Consider the following 15527-nt stretch of genomic DNA (forward strand, 5'->3'; position numbering starts at 1 on the left):
TATGCCATTTATCGCACCTGAGTTAATCATTCAGGCGAAGCAAATGGACTTATTAACCTACCTGAAAAATTATGAACCGTATGAGCTAGTTAAGTTTTCAGGTAACACCTATTGCACCAGAACCCACGACAGTTTGAAGATTTCAAACGGGAAATGGATATGGTGGTCGAGAGGTATCGGCGGCAGGAGTGCTTTGGATTATCTGATTAAGGTCAAAGGTTGCAGCTTCCTTGAAGCGGTGGAAACCATTATCGGACACACGGCGATTCAGGCTCCGGTCTATGAAAAGCCACAGCCAAAAGAGGAAAATAAACCGCTTCTTCTCCCTGAAAAATGTGCTTCCAACAGAGTGGTTACAGAGTATCTTTTCGGGAGAGGAATAGATTTTGAAATCATCAATTACTGTATCTCTAATGACCTTATCTTTGAGAGCCTGCCGTATCACAATGTTGTGTTTGTAGGCTATGACGAGAAGAAAGAACCGAAATATGCAGCCTACCGTTCCACGAATAAGCGTAGGATTATGGGCGATTGCAGTGGCAGTAAAAAAGATTATTCTTTTCGGCTTGGTAAGGAAAACTTGGAGGAAGTACACCTCTTTGAGTGTGCCATTGACTTGTTATCCTATGCCACGCTTGCGAAGCTGAACGGGCAGAATTGGAAAGAAATGAGCTTTGTTTCGCTGTCTGGTGTGTATTCTCCGGCAAAGAAAATTGAGGACAGTAAAGTGCCGATTGCACTGGAAAAGTATCTTGGCAGTAACCCATCTGTCAGGAAAATCCGTATCCATTTTGACAATGATATAGCGGGCAGAAAGGCAGCACAGACCTTAAAAACCATTCTGCCGGATAAGTATGAAATCGTTGATGAGCCACCAAAAGCCGGTAAGGACTTCAACGATTTTCTTTGTATGCGGATGGGCATTTACAATAAAAAAACACACGAAAGGAATGAAGAACGATGAATGATTCTAAGATTAAAGTTCTCTTGGTAGAACCGGAAAAGTACCCGAAGGAAATTGTAATCGACGACAGTCTGGAAGCAATGCAGGAGGTTGTCGGCGGGGATATTGAGGAATATATGCCCTATGACGATGACGTTGCAATCATCTGTAATGAGGAAGGAAAGATGAGAGGACTTCCGCTTAACCGTGCAGTTTATGTGCAGGACAATGATAAGAAAGAGATGGTAGATATTATCTGCGGCAAATTCTTTATCTGTTATGCACCGCCTGAGAGTGAGAGTTTTCAGAGCTTGCCGGACGATATGATGAAGAAATACAAGGAACAGTTCAAGTATCCTGAACGCTTTTCTAAGGAAGTGGGCGGCAATATCGTGGCTGAACCTTTTAAGCCGAAATCAAAGGATTATGAGAGATAGTAGACTGAGAACGGGGCAACCCGGAGGAGATGTTTATTCTTAGCGAGCAGACCATTTGGATAAACACAGTTTCCCAAACGGTAAAAGGCTCGTTAGGGGTTGCCCCTAATACCCCGTGAGAAAGGAGAACTTGATTTGAGAGAGTTATTACTTATCGCCGCCGGAACACTGCTCGGCAGTTGTCTTGGCGTTACGATGATGTGCTTATTCCAGATTAACAAAGATTGCAGAGTAAAGAGAAAGGAAGATACCGATTATGAGAAAGAGAAACATTCAGAAGATTGTACGCTTTAACCGCAAGGAAGCACAGGATTTGGCAGCAAAGGCAAAGAAGGCTTGTCTTTCCGAAGCAGGGCTTATCCGTTTGCTTATCAGAGGTTACGAACCGAAAGAGAAACCCGATGACCGTTTCTATGATGTGATGAGGGAACTTTCCTCTATCGGTAATAACATCAATCAGCTTGCTGCCAAAGCGAATACACTTGGTTTCATTGACGCACCTATGCTGAAGAATGAAGCTGCAAAGTGGAATAAGTTCCAGTCAGAGATTGAGAGGACATATCTTCGTCCAAATCAGAGCGAAATGAAATGGCAGTAACAAAGTTGTGGTCGGTAACAGAAAGGCTCGGTCAGGTCATTGACTATGCGACCAATCCGGAAAAGACTTCTGCAAATATCAAAAGGGAGTTTTCGCCGGAACAGTATCAGGCTCTTGCAGATGTTATTGCTTATGCAAAGGACGAAGAAAAAACAGAGCGAGAATTTTATGTTGAGGGTATCAACTGTAATGTGGCGATTGCCCGTGACCAATTCATAACGGTTAAGGAGCAGTACCAAAAGACAGAAGGTATCCAAGCCTACCACGGATATTTGAGTTTCAAGGAAACAGATATATCTCCTGAGATGGCACAGAAAATCGGAATGAAGTTTGCGAATGAAGTGTGGGGGAAAAGATTTCAGGTCGTTGTGACAACCCATCTGAACACAAAGCACCTGCACTGCCATTTTGTCGTCAACTCTATTTCTTTCGTCGATGGCAAACATTTGTGGGGCGAGGAAAAAGCGTGGTTCAAATTCCGAAAAATTGCAGACAGGATTTGTGAGAAGTACGGACTTTACTATGACCCGAATCCGAACCGCAGTAAGCAGTCGGATTATCTGACGATGAAAGAAAAGGCAGGTATGCCGACACGCTATTCGGTTGCAAAAGAAGCCATTGATTATGCTATCGACCATAGCAAGACCCTGAAAGAATTTCAGTTTGCTCTCAAGGAAATGGGATATGCCTATAACCTAAGTCCAAGCCGAAAATACTGGACGGTCATTCCAAAGGGATACGATAAGCCGATACGACTGAAAAATCTCGGAGCAGATTATACCAATGACCGGATTGTAGAGCGTATCAAAGAAAATCGTGACAGATGGGCAGAGATTGAGCCGTTCCAGAGGGCGACTTATAAACCAAGACAGTACCGTATGCAGACCAGAGGGCAGAAGCTGAAAAAGAAAGGCGGACTTTATGGGCTGTATCTGTATTACTGTTACAGACTCGGTTATCTGCCCAAGTATAAGAAACAGAATAACGCAAGGCTTCATTATCTTTTGAAAGATGATTTGATGAAGCTCGATAAGATTACTGATGAAGTAAGGCTGCTCGGACGAGAAAATATTTCCACGGACGAACAGCTTTTTTCATATAAGACTTCCTTAGAGGAGCAGATGAAAAATCTGATTGCCGGAAGAACACATCTCCGAAAAAAGATAAGAACAAATATTGATGATGGTCAGCTTCAGGCGGCAAAAGATGAAATCGCTTCTATCAATGGAGAATTGAAAAAACTCCGACGGGAAGTAAAACTCTGCGAGGATATTGCGGAGAGGTCAAAGATTATGGAAGAAAACCTTGAGCATATCGAAACAGAGGAACAAAAACAGCAGAGAAAGGAGAAATCACGCTATGAACAACGGTGGTGACGCAGCAGAGCAGGTCGTTAGGCTTTCGCTTGAAGGATTTGAAGTTGCTGCAAGATTAAGCGGTTCGGCGGCGAAGAATATCGCATTGCTTTTGGTATCGGTTCTGAAGCAGGAACAAAAGACGAAGGGCAAAGCAAGGCTTACCAATATGATTAAGTCAGGCAAGGAGCTGAAGGTCTTTTCCATTCCGCAAAAGGATTTGAAGAAGTTTACCGAACAGGCAAAACGCTATGGCGTTCTTTATTGTGTCCTCAGAGATAAGAACACAAAGGGAGAGAACGCTCCGGTAGATATTATCGCAAGAGCAGAGGACGCTTCTAAAATTCAGCGTATCGTTGAAAGATTTGAACTTGGCAAAGTGGATAAGGCTTCGATTGTCAGTGAAGCAGAGAAAGCTATCGCAGACCGTGAAGCGGTTGAGAAAGAAAAGCCGACCAAATCCAAGAGTGAAATCATTATGGAGGAAGCAGTCAGAAATCCAATGCAGAAAGAGGAGCGAGCAAACGCAAACCCCTCAGTCGCCAAAACAGACAAAAGCCCTCTGTCAAGGCAAAACTCAGAGCCGGTAGAAACGCAATCTGATAAGGGTGTTGCAAAGCCAGTGGAAAAGCCATCGGTCAAAGAGAAACTTGACCGTTATAAGGCTCAGGCAAAACAGCAAAAAGAAGCAGAGCGTAAAGAGCCGGAGGTTAAGAAAGACGGTAAGAAGCCGCAACAGAAAAACGGTCAGACGGTACACCGTCAGCCGAAGAAGAAACCAAAAACAAAAGAGAGGTAATTCACTATGACAAATGATTTCAAACCCGCAAAGGCTGGCGGTAATCAGCCAAGATTATCCAAAGAGGAGTATGCGGAAAAGAAGCGAGCAGAAAAAGAAAAGGTCTATCAGATGATTGATGACGCTGCCCGTGAGATTGTGAGTGACCCTGATAAGTTCAAGAGCTTTCTTGATACGCAGAGTCGAATGGACAGATATTCCGCAGCAAATGCTCTCCTTATTTACAGTCAGTATCCGCAGGCGACACAGCTTAAAGATTTTGATGATTGGGGTAAGGACAATGTGAAGATTACCAAAGGGGCAAAGAGTATTTCTATCCTTGAACCAGTGGAATACACAAGAGCAGATGGTTCTCCGGGTATTTCCTACAATGTCAAAAAGGTATTTGATGTTACGCAGACAAATGGAAGAAAAGCTCCGGCAGTGTCAGCAAACCGTGACCCGAAAGCACTTATCACGACAATGCTTGATGTATCTCCGGTGGAGGTTGCGGCAACCGATGAACTTCCGTATCCGAATATGGCAGCTTTCTATAATAATGAAAAGCAGACCTTGTATGTGAAGCGTAATGTGGGCGACAGCGTAGCAGTTGCTCAGTGTGTCGCTCAGGAACTTGGACACGCACAGCTTTCCATCAACAGCGAAAGTTACAGCCGCAGGGATATGGGCTTTCAGGCAGTGTGTATCGGATATATGATTTGCAAGAAGTATGGCGTAGATACACAGAATTTTGCAATTAACCGTATTCCGGAGGGATTGGCTTCCAAAGAGCCGAAAGAAATCCGTGCGGAGCTTTCCAAGATACGAAATGCAATGGCAGAAATTCACAGTCATATCTCTGATGAAATGTTCCGCAAGAAGCAGGAGCGTTCAAAGGACTATGAGAGATAACGGAGGGCAGATATGGAAAAAGAAAAACTCTACCACATTGCTTTGGACGATTATGAACACGGTGTTGTCATTCGCTCTTTAAACGATGAGAAAACAAAGTTGATGGAGGAAGGCAAGTCCGCAGACGCAGTAGACGACCTGCTTGTAAAAGTCGGAAATGCCCCATTGAAAAAGTTCAAAGTGATTGAAAGGAAACGCTCAGATGAAGCGAGATAATGACAGGCAGACTGCCATTATTTTATCCATTGTCGGTATCGTTCCGGTCATATGGCTGGCACTTCTGATTGCACCTTCCATAAGCGGAGGATTGCCGGAGATAGCAGCCAATCTTGCGACACTCTTTGATAATCCATTTTCCATAAAATTATGTGGGGACAGCCTGAAAACTGTCCTCATTTTGCTTTTGTGCTATGGAATGGGTATCGGGATTTATTTCTCAACAAGAAAGAATTACCGCAGACGAGAAGAACACGGTTCTGCCAAATGGGGCAATGTTAGAGCCATTGATAAAAAGTACCGACAAAAGCCACTATCAGAAAACAAGCTGATGACTCAGAATGTGTGCATTGGACTTAATGCCAAGAAGCACAGACGAAATCTGAATACGCTTGTGTGCGGTGGCTCCGGTGCAGGTAAGACGAGGTTTTATGCAAAGCCTAATATTATGAACGCTGCCAGAAACAGCTATGTGATATTAGACCCGAAAGGGGAAATCCTGCGAGATACGGGACATCTTCTTGAGAAGAAAGGTTACGAAGTGCGTGTGCTTGATTTGATTTCAATGGAGAAAAGCCATTGTTACAATCCGTTTGTTTATTTGCAGAATGACAATGATGTGCAGAAGCTCGTAACCAATCTATTCAAGAGTACCACTCCGAAAGGTTCACAGAGTAATGACCCGTTTTGGGATACGGCAGCGTCAATGCTTCTGCTTGCACTTGTATTTTATCTGCATTATGAAGCACCGCCGGAAGAACAGAATTTTGCAATGGTAATGGAAATGCTCAGAGCCGGGGCAATTGAGGACGAGGACGACCCAAGTCCTTCTCCGCTTGATAATCTGTTTTCGGATTTGATGATAGATAATCCTGACCACATTGCTTTGAAGTATTACCACTCTTATCATTCCGGCTCTTCCAAAACATTAAAATCCATACAGATAACCCTTGCAGCAAGGCTTGAAAAGTTTAACTTGGAAAGTCTTGCTGCTCTTACTTCTGCCGATGAACTGGATTTGCAGTCACTTGGAGAGAAAAAGGTGGCTCTGTTTGCACTGATACCGGATAATGACTCAAGTTTCAACTTCTTGGTATCCATTCTTTACACACAGCTCTTTCAGCAGTTGTTTTATGCAGCCGACCATATCCACGGCGGCTGTTTGCCGATGCCTGTTCATTTTATGATGGACGAATTTGCCAATGTTTCACTGCCGGACGACTTCGACAAGATACTGTCGGTTATGCGTTCACGTGGTGTATCGGTAAGCATCATCTTACAGAACTTGGCACAGCTTAAAGCCTTGTTTGAAAAACAGTGGGAGAGCATTGTGGGTAACTGCGATGAATTTCTTTACCTTGGTGGAAATGAGCAGTCAACCCATAAATATGTGTCGGAGCTGTTGGGCAAGGAAACCATTGATACCAACACGTTCGGAAAGAGTACCGGAAGAAGCGGTAACTATTCCACCAACTATCAGATTAGCGGCAGAGAGTTACTTACTCCTGATGAGGTGCGTATGCTCGATAATCAGTACGCTATTTTATTTATCCGTGGGGAAAGACCCATTATGGATTTCAAATATGACATTATGAAACACCCGAATGTGGCACTTACCACAGACGGAAAGGCAAGTCCTTATAAGCACGGAGAAGTCACAAAAGATATTGCTTCGATTGCTATTTGGGACATTGACCCTGCAACACTTCCTGAAAAGGAAATGGAAGAAACGAACTGGGAACTTCTTTCCGATGAGGAGATGGAAGCTCTGTTCATAAACAATCAAACAAATTAAATTTTGGAGGTATTCAACTATGACTATTTTTAAGAAAAAAGCAACTGACACTCAGGAAACAAAGAAACTGCCTATGACCGGAAAGGTTAGGAAAGGCTTCCGTGCTTATTGCACAATGGTCATTGTCGGTGCGTTGACACTTGGAATGACAACGACTGCATTTGCAGCGAATGACCCGCTTACCGTAGTCAACAATCTGTCTGACTTTATCTTCGGACTTATCCGTGCCATCGGTATGATTTTGCTTGGCTTTGGTATCGTGCAGGTCGGTCTTTCACTCAAATCTCACGACCCTTCTCAGAGAGCCAATGGCTTCCTGACTCTTGCGGGCGGTGTCATTATCACTTTTGCGAAAGAAATCCTTACTCTTATCACAGGCTAAGATAAGAGTTACACAGTTATCGAGGGGTGTGCCAAGTTAAGGGACACCCCTTAATTGTAAGGAGGTGCTTTGAATGAGTGATAACTGGGTAGTTCAAAATCTTGAAAATGCCCTTGAAACTTGGAATGAAAAACTGTCGGAAATATGGACACTCATCACAACTACACCGCAGAACTTTAAGGGCGGGAATATCTGGAAGGTTATTGTTGACATCAACGGTGCAGTTCAGGCTATCGGGCTTGCCTTACTTGTATTGTTTTTCGTGATAGGTATGGTAAAGACCTGCGGAAGTTTTACAGATGTGAAGAAACCGGAACACGCTTTAAAACTCTTTGTCCGTTTTGCATTGGCGAAAGGTGTTATCACATACGGAATGGAGCTTATGCTTGCATTATTTAATATTGTGCAGGGTACGATTTCAACCATTATGAATGCTGCCGGATTTGGAACTCCGGAACAGACGACTTTACCCGCAGAGATGGTAACGACCATAGAAGATTGCGGATTTTTCGAGAGTATTCCCTTGTGGGCGGTAACGCTTATCGGAGGATTATTTATCACGGTGCTGTCGTTCATTCTGATAATGACAGTGTACGGACGATTTTTCAAACTTTATATGTACACCGCACTTGCACCGATACCGCTTTCCACATTTGCAGGAGAACCGACACAGAATGTAGGCAAGAGTTTTATCAAGAGCTATTGTGCCGTTCTGCTTGAGGGAGCAGTCATTGTACTTGCTTGTATTATTTTCTCCGTATTTGCTTCATCGCCGCCAGTGGTTAATCCTGATGCAGCAGCAGTTACGCAGGTGTGGGCATATATCGGGGAACTGGTATTTAATATGCTCGTTCTTGTCGGTGCAGTGAAAATGTCTGACCGTATTATCCGAGAAATGATGGGACTTTAAGGAGAGATTTTGAGATGAACCAAAGAGATTGTAAGAAATGTGTTTACTATGGCGGTAAACGGAAGGGCAAAGTCTTTTGCCTGAATGATAAATGCGTGAGGGAGAACGACCGAAACCGCAGGAAAGGAAACAGATATGGAAGTAAAAATTAACCGTGAAATCAGAAATTATACAGAGTCAATGTTTTTTGGACTGTCGCTCAGACAGTTCATTTTTTCTGTTCTTGCTTGTGGTGTTGCGGTAGGACTGTATTTCTTGCTCAGACCGTATGTTGGCACGGAAACCGTATCGTGGGTGTGCATTTTGGGTGCTGCCCCGTTTGCGGCACTTGGTTTTGTGAAGTATAACGGTATGACCGCAGAAAAAGCAATCTATGCGTGGATAAAGTCGGAGTTTTTAATGCCGAAGAAGCTGGTGTTTCATTCTACCAATGTGTATTACGAACTGATGAAGCCAAGCATTGAACAGAAGCAAAAAGACCATTTTCGAGAATCTAAAACATAAAATAAGATTTAAGCTATTGACAGACAAGTGCTTTCTGAATATACTATAATGATTTAGCATTTGACTAGATGGGCGGCTTGGGAAGAAAGGAGAAATGTTAATATGTATAAGTATGTGGAAGACAAACTGTTTCTGAGCCGTATGCGTTCGTTATGTGGAGAAATAATGCAAGACCTTTGCCATACGCTGAAAGAAGAATATGATATTGGTGCTTCATTCTATCTCGTGGGTAGTGGTGCAAGAAACCTGATATTACAAAATGCTAATCGACCGATTGATTTGGATTATAATCTTGAAATCACAAGAATAGATGATTGGGAAGATTGTAAAGAAATCAAAGAATGCGTCAGAAAGGCTTTTAATATTGTTCTTAGAGAATATGGGTGGAGCGACTGCCAAGATTCTACCTCATCTTTGACAACGGAAAAGCGGCACTTTAATCAGGGGAATAGTACAGAATTTTCAATGGATATTTGTATTGTTTGCGAGGATACAGACGGGAACTATCATCGCCTTATTCACGATAAGCGACGTTTTCCAAACAGATATTTCTGGAATCAAGCACCTAATTCAAGAAACATTAGAGAGAAAGCGAAGTATATCAAAGAAAAAGAAAAATGGACATTAGTTAGAGAGCAGTATCTGAGAATAAAAAATCAGTATTTGACTTCCAACGACTACAACCATTCCTCTTTCATTTGCTATATTGAAGCAGTCAATAATGTATATAATTCAAGAAAGCACTGGAACTAAATAAAACCAATTTGATGTATCGTCACTAAAATTAGTGGCGATATTTTTTTACCATAAAGGAGGTTATGAGTTTTTATGATTAAGACTCTTACGAACCTGTTTAAGCAGGATAAAGAAAAATTTGTTGTACCGAAAGGGGTGCAGGATGCGATTCCCGTGGCAGTTATCTTTGATGATGGCATTTTCAAAGTGGGAAAGGATAAATATTCAAAGACCTACCGCTTTACGGATATTAACTATGCAGTGGCAAGTCGTGAGGATAAGGAAGCGATGTTCCTTGAATATTCCGAACTTCTGAACTCCCTTGATAGTGGTGCAACGACAAAAATCACAATCAATAACCGTCGGCTCAACAGACTGGATTTTGAGCAGACAATCCTTATTCCGACAACCGGAGATAATTTGGACGAATATCGAGAGGAATATAACAAAATGCTTCTTGATAAGGCAACGGGGGCAAACTCTATTGTTCAGGATAAGTATATTACCATTTCCATCAACAAAAAGAGTGTGGAGGACGCAAGAACTTATTTTGCCCGTGTCGGTGCAGATTTGATTGCTCACTTCGGCAGGCTTGGAAGTAAGTGTGTGGAACTGGAAACAGACGAAAGACTTCGTATTTTCCACGACTTCTATCGTGTGGGAGAAGAAAGCTCTTTCCACTTTGATATTAAGGAAACAAGAAAAAAGGGACACGATTTTAAGGATTATATCTGCCCCGACACAATGGAATTTGAAAAGGACTATTTCAAGATGGGAAACCGTTATGGAAGAGTCCTTTTTCTTCGTGAATATGCGTCCTATATCAAAGACAGTATGGTAGCGGAACTTACGGATATGAACAGAAATCTGATGATGTCCATTGATATTGTTCCCGTTCCAACGGATGAAGCAGTAAAGGAAGCAGAGAACCGTCTGCTTGGTGTGGAAACCAATATCACAAACTGGCAACGTAGGCAGAATGCCAATAACAACTTCTCTGCAACTGTTCCGTATGATATGGAGCAGCAGAAGAAAGAAATGAAAGAGTTCCTCGATGACCTTACGACCCGTGACCAGAGAATGATGTTTGCTGTTATCACGATGGTTATTACAGCAGACAGCAAAGAACAGCTTGAGAATGATACGGAAGCATTGCTTACCACAGCAAGAAAACATCTTTGCCAGTTTGCAACACTGAGATTTCAGCAGGTAGATGGACTCAACACGGTAATGCCGTTTGGAACAAGAAAGATTGATGCGTTCAGAACACTTACAACAGAGAGCCTTTCGGTATTTATCCCATTCAGGGTGCAGGATATTTTCCACGAGAACGGTATCTATTACGGTCAGAATGTTATCAGCAAAAATATGATTATCGCAGACCGTAAGCAGCTTTTGAATGGTAACTCCTTTATTCTCGGTGTATCCGGTGGCGGTAAGTCATTTGCGGCAAAGGGAGAAATCATCAATCAGGTGCTTTCTTCGGACGCAGATATTATCATCATCGACCCTGAGCGAGAGTATTCACAGCTTGTCAATGCGATGGGCGGAGAAGTAATCAATATTTCTGCTACTTCCGACAATCACATCAATGCAATGGATATGAATAAGGATTACGGCGACGGTGCAAACCCTGTCATTTTGAAATCCGAGTTTATTATGTCCCTTTGTGAACAGCTTATCGGAGGTACAAATCTCGGAGCAAAGCAGAAGTCTATCATTGACCGATGTACGGCAAGCGTGTACCGCAGTTATCAGCAGAATGATTATCAGGGACATATACCGACCTTGCAGGATTTCAGGGCAGAACTTTTGCAGCAGGACGAACCGGAAGCAAAAGAACTGGCACTTGCCATTGAGCTTTTTACACACGGTTCTCTGAACACTTTTGCAAAGCAGACGAATGTGGATACCAATAACCGCCTTATCTGCTATGACATCCTTGACTTGGGTAAACAGCTTATGCCGATTGGTATGCTTGTTGTCCTTGACTCTATCCTGAACCGTATCACACAGAACCGTGCAAAGGGTAAGAACACCTTTATCTTCATTGATGAGATTTATCTTCTGTTCCAGCACGAATACTCTGCAAACTTCCTCTTTACCTTGTGGAAGCGTGTGAGAAAATACGGTGCATACGCAAGTGGAATCACTCAGAATGTCGATGACCTTTTGCAGAGCCACACAGCAAGAACAATGCTTGCAAACTCAGAGTTTATCATTATGCTGAATCAGGCGTCCACAGACAGGCTTGAGCTTGCAAAACTCCTGAATATTTCCGACCTCCAGATGTCCTATATCACGAATGTGGAAGCAGGACACGGACTTATCAAGGTGGGAAGTTCTCTTGTACCGTTTGCAAACAAATTCCCTAAGAACACGAAACTTTATAAACTGATGACGACCAAGCCAGGCGAAGCGTAAGGAGGGATTTACAATGTCTAAAATTCAATTTCGCAATGCTGCACACAGAGATTTTGTATTAGAAAATTTGGATAAGTGCAAAGTCAACGACTGCTATCACAGAGCATTTTTCTATGTGATGGGCATTTCAGAAGAAACGAGAATGAATATCGGAAAGATGTTTGATTTCAAGAGGGACTGTATCATACCGGAAGGTATGCACGGCGGTTGGCAGACCAGTGGCACAGTCAAGGTCTGCCACCTTGCCTTTAATCTCTGGAATGGATTTACGGAAGAAGGCAGGGAAAATCTCTATACACCGGAGGAACTGTTCTGTTGTGGATATGCTCCGTATTTCATGGAGGGTATCAAGTTGAGGTATCCGGAGTATTGCAGAGATTTGACTCCGCCTAAGAGAAACGATATGGAAAGGTAAGAGAAAATGAGCAGAAAAATCTATATTATTATTGCGATGGTGTTTACGGTAGTGTTGTCTGTAAGCACCTTCTTTATTATCCGTAATCACATTGACTCTGCCAAGCAGAATGAAGTCTATGAGAACCTTGCGGAGATTGTGGAGGACGAGCCGCCAAAGGAAAATGAGGGCGTGACGTTTTCGGAAGATAAGGACTATCTTGCGGAATATCTTGAACTCTATCGGCAGAATGAGGATATGGTGGGTTGGATAAAGGTTGAGGATACCAATATCAACTATCCGGTCGTGCAGTCTGTAAATGAGCCGAACTTCTACCTGAAGCACAAGTTTGATAAGACCTATTCCGCTTATGGCTGTCCATATGTGCAGGAAAATTGCGATGTGCAGAAACCTTCAGACAACATCATTATATACGGACACCATATGAATGACGGCTCGATGTTTACGGGACTGATGAAGTACAGAAACAAGAGCTTTTGGGAAGGTCATAAGACGATTACCTTTGATACACTGACGGACAGACACCAGTATGAAGTGATTGCAGTCTTTAAGACAGTCGTTTATACAGACAGCTCCGATAGCTTTAAGTATTATGAGTTTACGGACGCAGAAAATGCGGCAGAGTTTGATGCGTATGTTGCTAAGTGCAAGGAACTTTCTTTGTATGATACCGGAGTATCGGCAGAATATGGCGACAAGCTGATTTCTCTTTCTACTTGTGAATATTCAAGAAACAATGGCAGGCTTGTTGTTGTCGCTAAGAGAGTGGATTAAACCCCACTCTCTATTATTTTTCGAGAAAGGAGGAAACCGATGGCTGATATAAAAACAAGAGATACAAGCAAAGGTACAATCAAGACCATAAATAAGGCAGCAGTTGCCACGGAGCGAATGAAGAAAGCCTATGTGATGACGAAAGATAAGGCAGAGCATTCCACCAATGCTTCGGAAAATTCCGCAGAGGAATATGCTTCCGATAAAATCGAAGCGGCAACGGATAGGGCTGTTCACGAAACTGCATACCGTGCGGATAAAGTCGGCAGATGGGGTATGCGTGAAACAAGGCAGAATTATCAGAAAGCCAAAACGGGAATTGAGAATTTCAAGACCAAGCGTGCAGAGAAACAGCTTCAGAAACAATCGGTCAATCCTGTCGGAAAACAGAGCATCCGAACTCTGGAGCGTACGGAGAAAACAATTAAACAGTCTGCAAGGTCGGCAGGAAATACGACAGTCAAGACCGTATCGAAAGGTGCAACCAATACTGTTCAAAGGTCGGTCAAGACCGCAGAACAAACGGCAAAGACTTCTATTAAGACCACCAAAGAAGCTGCCATTATAGCACAGAAAACAGCAAAAACAACAGCCAAAGCAACACAGAAAGCGGCTCAGACGGCAAAGAAAGCGGCGAAAGCCACAGCAGATACCGTTAAAGCCACAGCGAAAGCTACTGTTGCGACAGTCAAAGCGATTATTGCAGGGACAAAAGCACTTGTAGCAGCAATCGCCGCAGGCGGTTGGATAGCGGTTCTGATTATTATGATTGTCGTGCTGTTTGGTGCTGCCGTAGCAATGTTTGGAGGAGGAAGTGACAGTAATTCCTATACTCCGGTAAGTGCAGAGGTAGAAGCCTATGAACCCATCATACAGAAGTATGCCAAAGAGTACGGCATTCCTGAGTATGTGGAACTTATCAAGGCGGTTATGATGCAGGAAAGCGGTGGCAGAGGACTTGACCCTATGCAGGCAGCAGAGGGAAGTTTCAATACAAGGTATCCGCACGAACCTAATGGAATTAAAGACCCTGAATATTCTATCCAGTGTGGAGTTCAGGAATTGAAAGCGGCTCTTACTTCGGCAGAAGTGGAAAGTCCGATAGATATGGAGCATATCAAACTTGCCTTGCAAGGCTACAACTTCGGTAATGGGTATATTTCTTGGGCAAAAACAAAGTATGGCGGTTATTCTTATGCCAATGCAGTGGAGTTTTCCACTCAGCAGGCACAAAGGCTTGGTTGGGACAGTTATGGAGATACCCAATATCCGGCTCACGTTCTGAGATACTATCCGTATGGGCGAGCCTTTACTGCCGGAGGTAATCAGGCGATTGTTGAGGTTGCCTTGACACAGCTAGGCAATCAGGGCGGACAACCTTACTGGAGCTGGTACGGCTTTAATAGTCGAGTGGAATGGTGTGCCTGCTTCGTATCTTGGTGTGCTGACCAATGCGGGTATATTGAAAGCGGACTTGTTCCGAAATTTGCAGGTTGCGTGGATGGTGCAAACTGGTTTAAGTCAAATGGAAAATGGCAAGACCGCACTTATGAACCAAAGGTAGGAGATATTATCTTCTTTGATTGGGAAGGCGACGGTACAACAGACCACGTTGGTATCGTAGAGAAGTGTGAGAATGGCACAGTTTATACCGTAGAGGGCAACTCAGGCGACGCCTGCAAGCAAAGACAGTACGCAGTCGGAAGCAGCAATATCTATGGATACGGTATTCCGGCATATTAAAAATTCCAGACGGTGTCTGGAAAATTGAAAAGATGGCTGCTCAGTTGAGTAGCCATCGGGTACATTATGAGAAATCAGTTGTTTCTCTGTTATTCAGGAAAATATGGTGTGTGTGATAAGTGAAGCTGAAAAGCATATCGGCATTTTCTTTACTGCCGTCTAAAAAGGAAATATCATCGGCAAGGATAAAAAGAATTGCTAACAGCTTCTTGATATATCCAGTGTAGCAGGCATAATCTACATAGATGTTGGCGATATATCCCTCGGCAAATTCTATCAGGTCAGCGTCAATTTCAAAGCTATTGGATAGTTCGTAAACGGTTTTGATAAATTTATCCTTGTCAGCAATTCGCTCTTTACTTGGAACACTTCTGCGGTTCTTCTGTATAAATTTTAAAAAATCATCAGCTTCCGTAAAGTCGGGAGTGACTGAGCTGTCAGTTCCCAAATCTGTTTTGTAATCCTCAAATTTCTCTTTTTCAAACCGATTACTGAATATTATCTTTTGTTCGTCCATTCCTTTTACCCCTAAGTTTATTCTATGGAGATTGTTTAACTTGGCTCTTGGGTTGTGATTTGTCTTTCGCCATTAACAATCGTGAATTA

General features: G+C 43.0%; 18 protein-coding genes. 17 read left to right on the forward strand and 1 reads right to left on the reverse strand.

Annotation, left to right across the window (positions count from 1 at the left end):
- Position 1 precedes the first annotated feature (1 nt).
- From DWY37_RS05235 to DWY37_RS05315, 17 genes are all read left to right on the forward strand, one after another.
- A complete protein-coding gene (locus DWY37_RS05235; protein WP_118541740.1) occupies positions 2–964 on the forward strand; it encodes a DUF3991 and toprim domain-containing protein in 963 nt (320 codons plus the stop codon).
- On the forward strand, positions 961–1380 hold the full coding sequence (locus tag DWY37_RS05240) for a DUF3846 domain-containing protein (RefSeq protein WP_002594669.1): 420 nt from the start codon (positions 961–963) through the stop codon (positions 1378–1380). Before DWY37_RS05235 ends, DWY37_RS05240 begins: the two co-directional genes overlap by 4 nt.
- 135 nt (positions 1381–1515) lie before the next feature.
- Positions 1516–1674 carry a DUF3789 domain-containing protein gene (locus tag DWY37_RS05245; protein ID WP_087203228.1) on the forward strand — a complete coding sequence of 53 codons (159 nt, stop codon included), beginning with the start codon at positions 1516–1518 and terminating at the stop codon, positions 1672–1674.
- On the forward strand, positions 1637–1978 hold the full coding sequence (locus DWY37_RS05250) for a plasmid mobilization protein (RefSeq protein ID WP_002594670.1): 342 nt from the start codon (positions 1637–1639) through the stop codon (positions 1976–1978). Before DWY37_RS05245 ends, DWY37_RS05250 begins: the two co-directional genes overlap by 38 nt.
- On the forward strand, positions 1969–3354 hold the full coding sequence (locus DWY37_RS05255; protein ID WP_118541738.1) for a relaxase/mobilization nuclease domain-containing protein: 1386 nt from the start codon (positions 1969–1971) through the stop codon (positions 3352–3354). Before DWY37_RS05250 ends, DWY37_RS05255 begins: the two co-directional genes overlap by 10 nt.
- On the forward strand, positions 3338–4132 hold the full coding sequence (locus DWY37_RS05260; RefSeq protein ID WP_015530022.1) for a PcfB family protein: 795 nt from the start codon (positions 3338–3340) through the stop codon (positions 4130–4132). The genes DWY37_RS05255 and DWY37_RS05260 overlap by 17 nt, the downstream gene beginning before the upstream one ends.
- Before the next feature lie 6 nt (positions 4133–4138).
- Complete coding sequence (locus DWY37_RS05265) at positions 4139–5023, forward strand: LtrC-like protein (RefSeq protein ID WP_118541736.1); 885 nt, start codon at positions 4139–4141, stop codon at positions 5021–5023.
- Positions 5024–5035: 12 nt separating this feature from the next.
- Positions 5036–5239, forward strand: coding sequence for a hypothetical protein (locus tag DWY37_RS05270; RefSeq protein ID WP_008789327.1), 204 nt, complete (start codon positions 5036–5038; stop codon positions 5237–5239).
- Positions 5226–7034: a VirD4-like conjugal transfer protein, CD1115 family gene (locus DWY37_RS05275; protein ID WP_008789328.1), complete on the forward strand. Its 1809-nt coding sequence runs from the start codon at positions 5226–5228 to the stop codon at positions 7032–7034. Before DWY37_RS05270 ends, DWY37_RS05275 begins: the two co-directional genes overlap by 14 nt.
- Before the next feature lie 19 nt (positions 7035–7053).
- Entirely contained in the window at positions 7054–7416 is a 363-nt protein-coding gene (locus DWY37_RS05280) for a glutamyl-tRNA amidotransferase (protein ID WP_118541734.1), read from the forward strand.
- A gap of 73 nt (positions 7417–7489) precedes the next feature.
- Positions 7490–8326 (forward strand): hypothetical protein, encoded by an 837-nt coding sequence (locus tag DWY37_RS05285; protein WP_002594677.1) that lies wholly within the window; start codon positions 7490–7492, stop codon positions 8324–8326.
- 135 nt (positions 8327–8461) lie between these two features.
- On the forward strand, positions 8462–8830 hold the full coding sequence (locus tag DWY37_RS05290; RefSeq protein WP_118049505.1) for a PrgI family protein: 369 nt from the start codon (positions 8462–8464) through the stop codon (positions 8828–8830).
- 102 nt (positions 8831–8932) lie between these two features.
- Positions 8933–9583 (forward strand): hypothetical protein, encoded by a 651-nt coding sequence (locus DWY37_RS05295; protein WP_118541732.1) that lies wholly within the window; start codon positions 8933–8935, stop codon positions 9581–9583.
- A 75-nt stretch (positions 9584–9658) separates the two neighbouring features.
- Entirely contained in the window at positions 9659–11989 is a 2331-nt protein-coding gene (locus DWY37_RS05300; RefSeq protein ID WP_118541730.1) for a VirB4-like conjugal transfer ATPase, CD1110 family, read from the forward strand.
- 13 nt (positions 11990–12002) lie between these two features.
- Entirely contained in the window at positions 12003–12404 is a 402-nt protein-coding gene (locus tag DWY37_RS05305) for a DUF6075 family protein (RefSeq protein ID WP_002594682.1), read from the forward strand.
- 6 nt (positions 12405–12410) lie between these two features.
- Complete coding sequence (gene srtB, locus DWY37_RS05310; RefSeq protein WP_118541728.1) at positions 12411–13178, forward strand: class B sortase; 768 nt, start codon at positions 12411–12413, stop codon at positions 13176–13178.
- 39 nt (positions 13179–13217) lie between these two features.
- On the forward strand, positions 13218–14921 hold the full coding sequence (locus DWY37_RS05315; protein ID WP_118541726.1) for a lysozyme family protein: 1704 nt from the start codon (positions 13218–13220) through the stop codon (positions 14919–14921).
- Between the two features lie 64 nt (positions 14922–14985).
- On the opposite strand, the gene DWY37_RS05320 is transcribed toward DWY37_RS05315, so the two are convergent.
- The gene (locus DWY37_RS05320; protein WP_015512786.1) at positions 14986–15438 is read right to left on the reverse strand and encodes a hypothetical protein; all 453 of its coding nucleotides are present in this window, start codon (positions 15436–15438) and stop codon (positions 14986–14988) included.
- Positions 15439–15527 lie beyond the last annotated feature (89 nt).

Source organism: Roseburia sp. AF25-13LB, assembly GCF_003478915.1.
GTDB lineage: Bacteria > Bacillota > Clostridia > Lachnospirales > Lachnospiraceae > Roseburia_C > Roseburia_C amylophila.

Bases quoted from the DNA above. Each gene is read 5' to 3' on its own strand.
- DWY37_RS05315 (WP_118541726.1), top strand. From the start codon at position 13,218: ATGGCTGATATAAAAACAAGAGATACAAGCAAAGGTACAATCAAGACC.
- DWY37_RS05290 (WP_118049505.1), top strand. From the start codon at position 8,462: ATGGAAGTAAAAATTAACCGTGAAATCAGAAATTATACAGAGTCAATG.
- DWY37_RS05265 (WP_118541736.1), top strand. From the start codon at position 4,139: ATGACAAATGATTTCAAACCCGCAAAGGCTGGCGGTAATCAGCCAAGA.
- DWY37_RS05275 (WP_008789328.1), top strand. From the start codon at position 5,226: ATGAAGCGAGATAATGACAGGCAGACTGCCATTATTTTATCCATTGTC.
- DWY37_RS05270 (WP_008789327.1), top strand. From the start codon at position 5,036: ATGGAAAAAGAAAAACTCTACCACATTGCTTTGGACGATTATGAACAC.
- srtB (WP_118541728.1), top strand. From the start codon at position 12,411: ATGAGCAGAAAAATCTATATTATTATTGCGATGGTGTTTACGGTAGTG.
- DWY37_RS05285 (WP_002594677.1), top strand. From the start codon at position 7,490: ATGAGTGATAACTGGGTAGTTCAAAATCTTGAAAATGCCCTTGAAACT.
- DWY37_RS05305 (WP_002594682.1), top strand. From the start codon at position 12,003: ATGTCTAAAATTCAATTTCGCAATGCTGCACACAGAGATTTTGTATTA.
- DWY37_RS05255 (WP_118541738.1), top strand. From the start codon at position 1,969: ATGGCAGTAACAAAGTTGTGGTCGGTAACAGAAAGGCTCGGTCAGGTC.
- DWY37_RS05260 (WP_015530022.1), top strand. From the start codon at position 3,338: ATGAACAACGGTGGTGACGCAGCAGAGCAGGTCGTTAGGCTTTCGCTT.
- DWY37_RS05280 (WP_118541734.1), top strand. From the start codon at position 7,054: ATGACTATTTTTAAGAAAAAAGCAACTGACACTCAGGAAACAAAGAAA.
- DWY37_RS05300 (WP_118541730.1), top strand. From the start codon at position 9,659: ATGATTAAGACTCTTACGAACCTGTTTAAGCAGGATAAAGAAAAATTT.
- DWY37_RS05250 (WP_002594670.1), top strand. From the start codon at position 1,637: ATGAGAAAGAGAAACATTCAGAAGATTGTACGCTTTAACCGCAAGGAA.
- DWY37_RS05320 (WP_015512786.1), bottom strand. From the start codon at position 15,438: ATGGACGAACAAAAGATAATATTCAGTAATCGGTTTGAAAAAGAGAAA.
- DWY37_RS05235 (WP_118541740.1), top strand. From the start codon at position 2: ATGCCATTTATCGCACCTGAGTTAATCATTCAGGCGAAGCAAATGGAC.
- DWY37_RS05240 (WP_002594669.1), top strand. From the start codon at position 961: ATGAATGATTCTAAGATTAAAGTTCTCTTGGTAGAACCGGAAAAGTAC.
- DWY37_RS05295 (WP_118541732.1), top strand. From the start codon at position 8,933: ATGTATAAGTATGTGGAAGACAAACTGTTTCTGAGCCGTATGCGTTCG.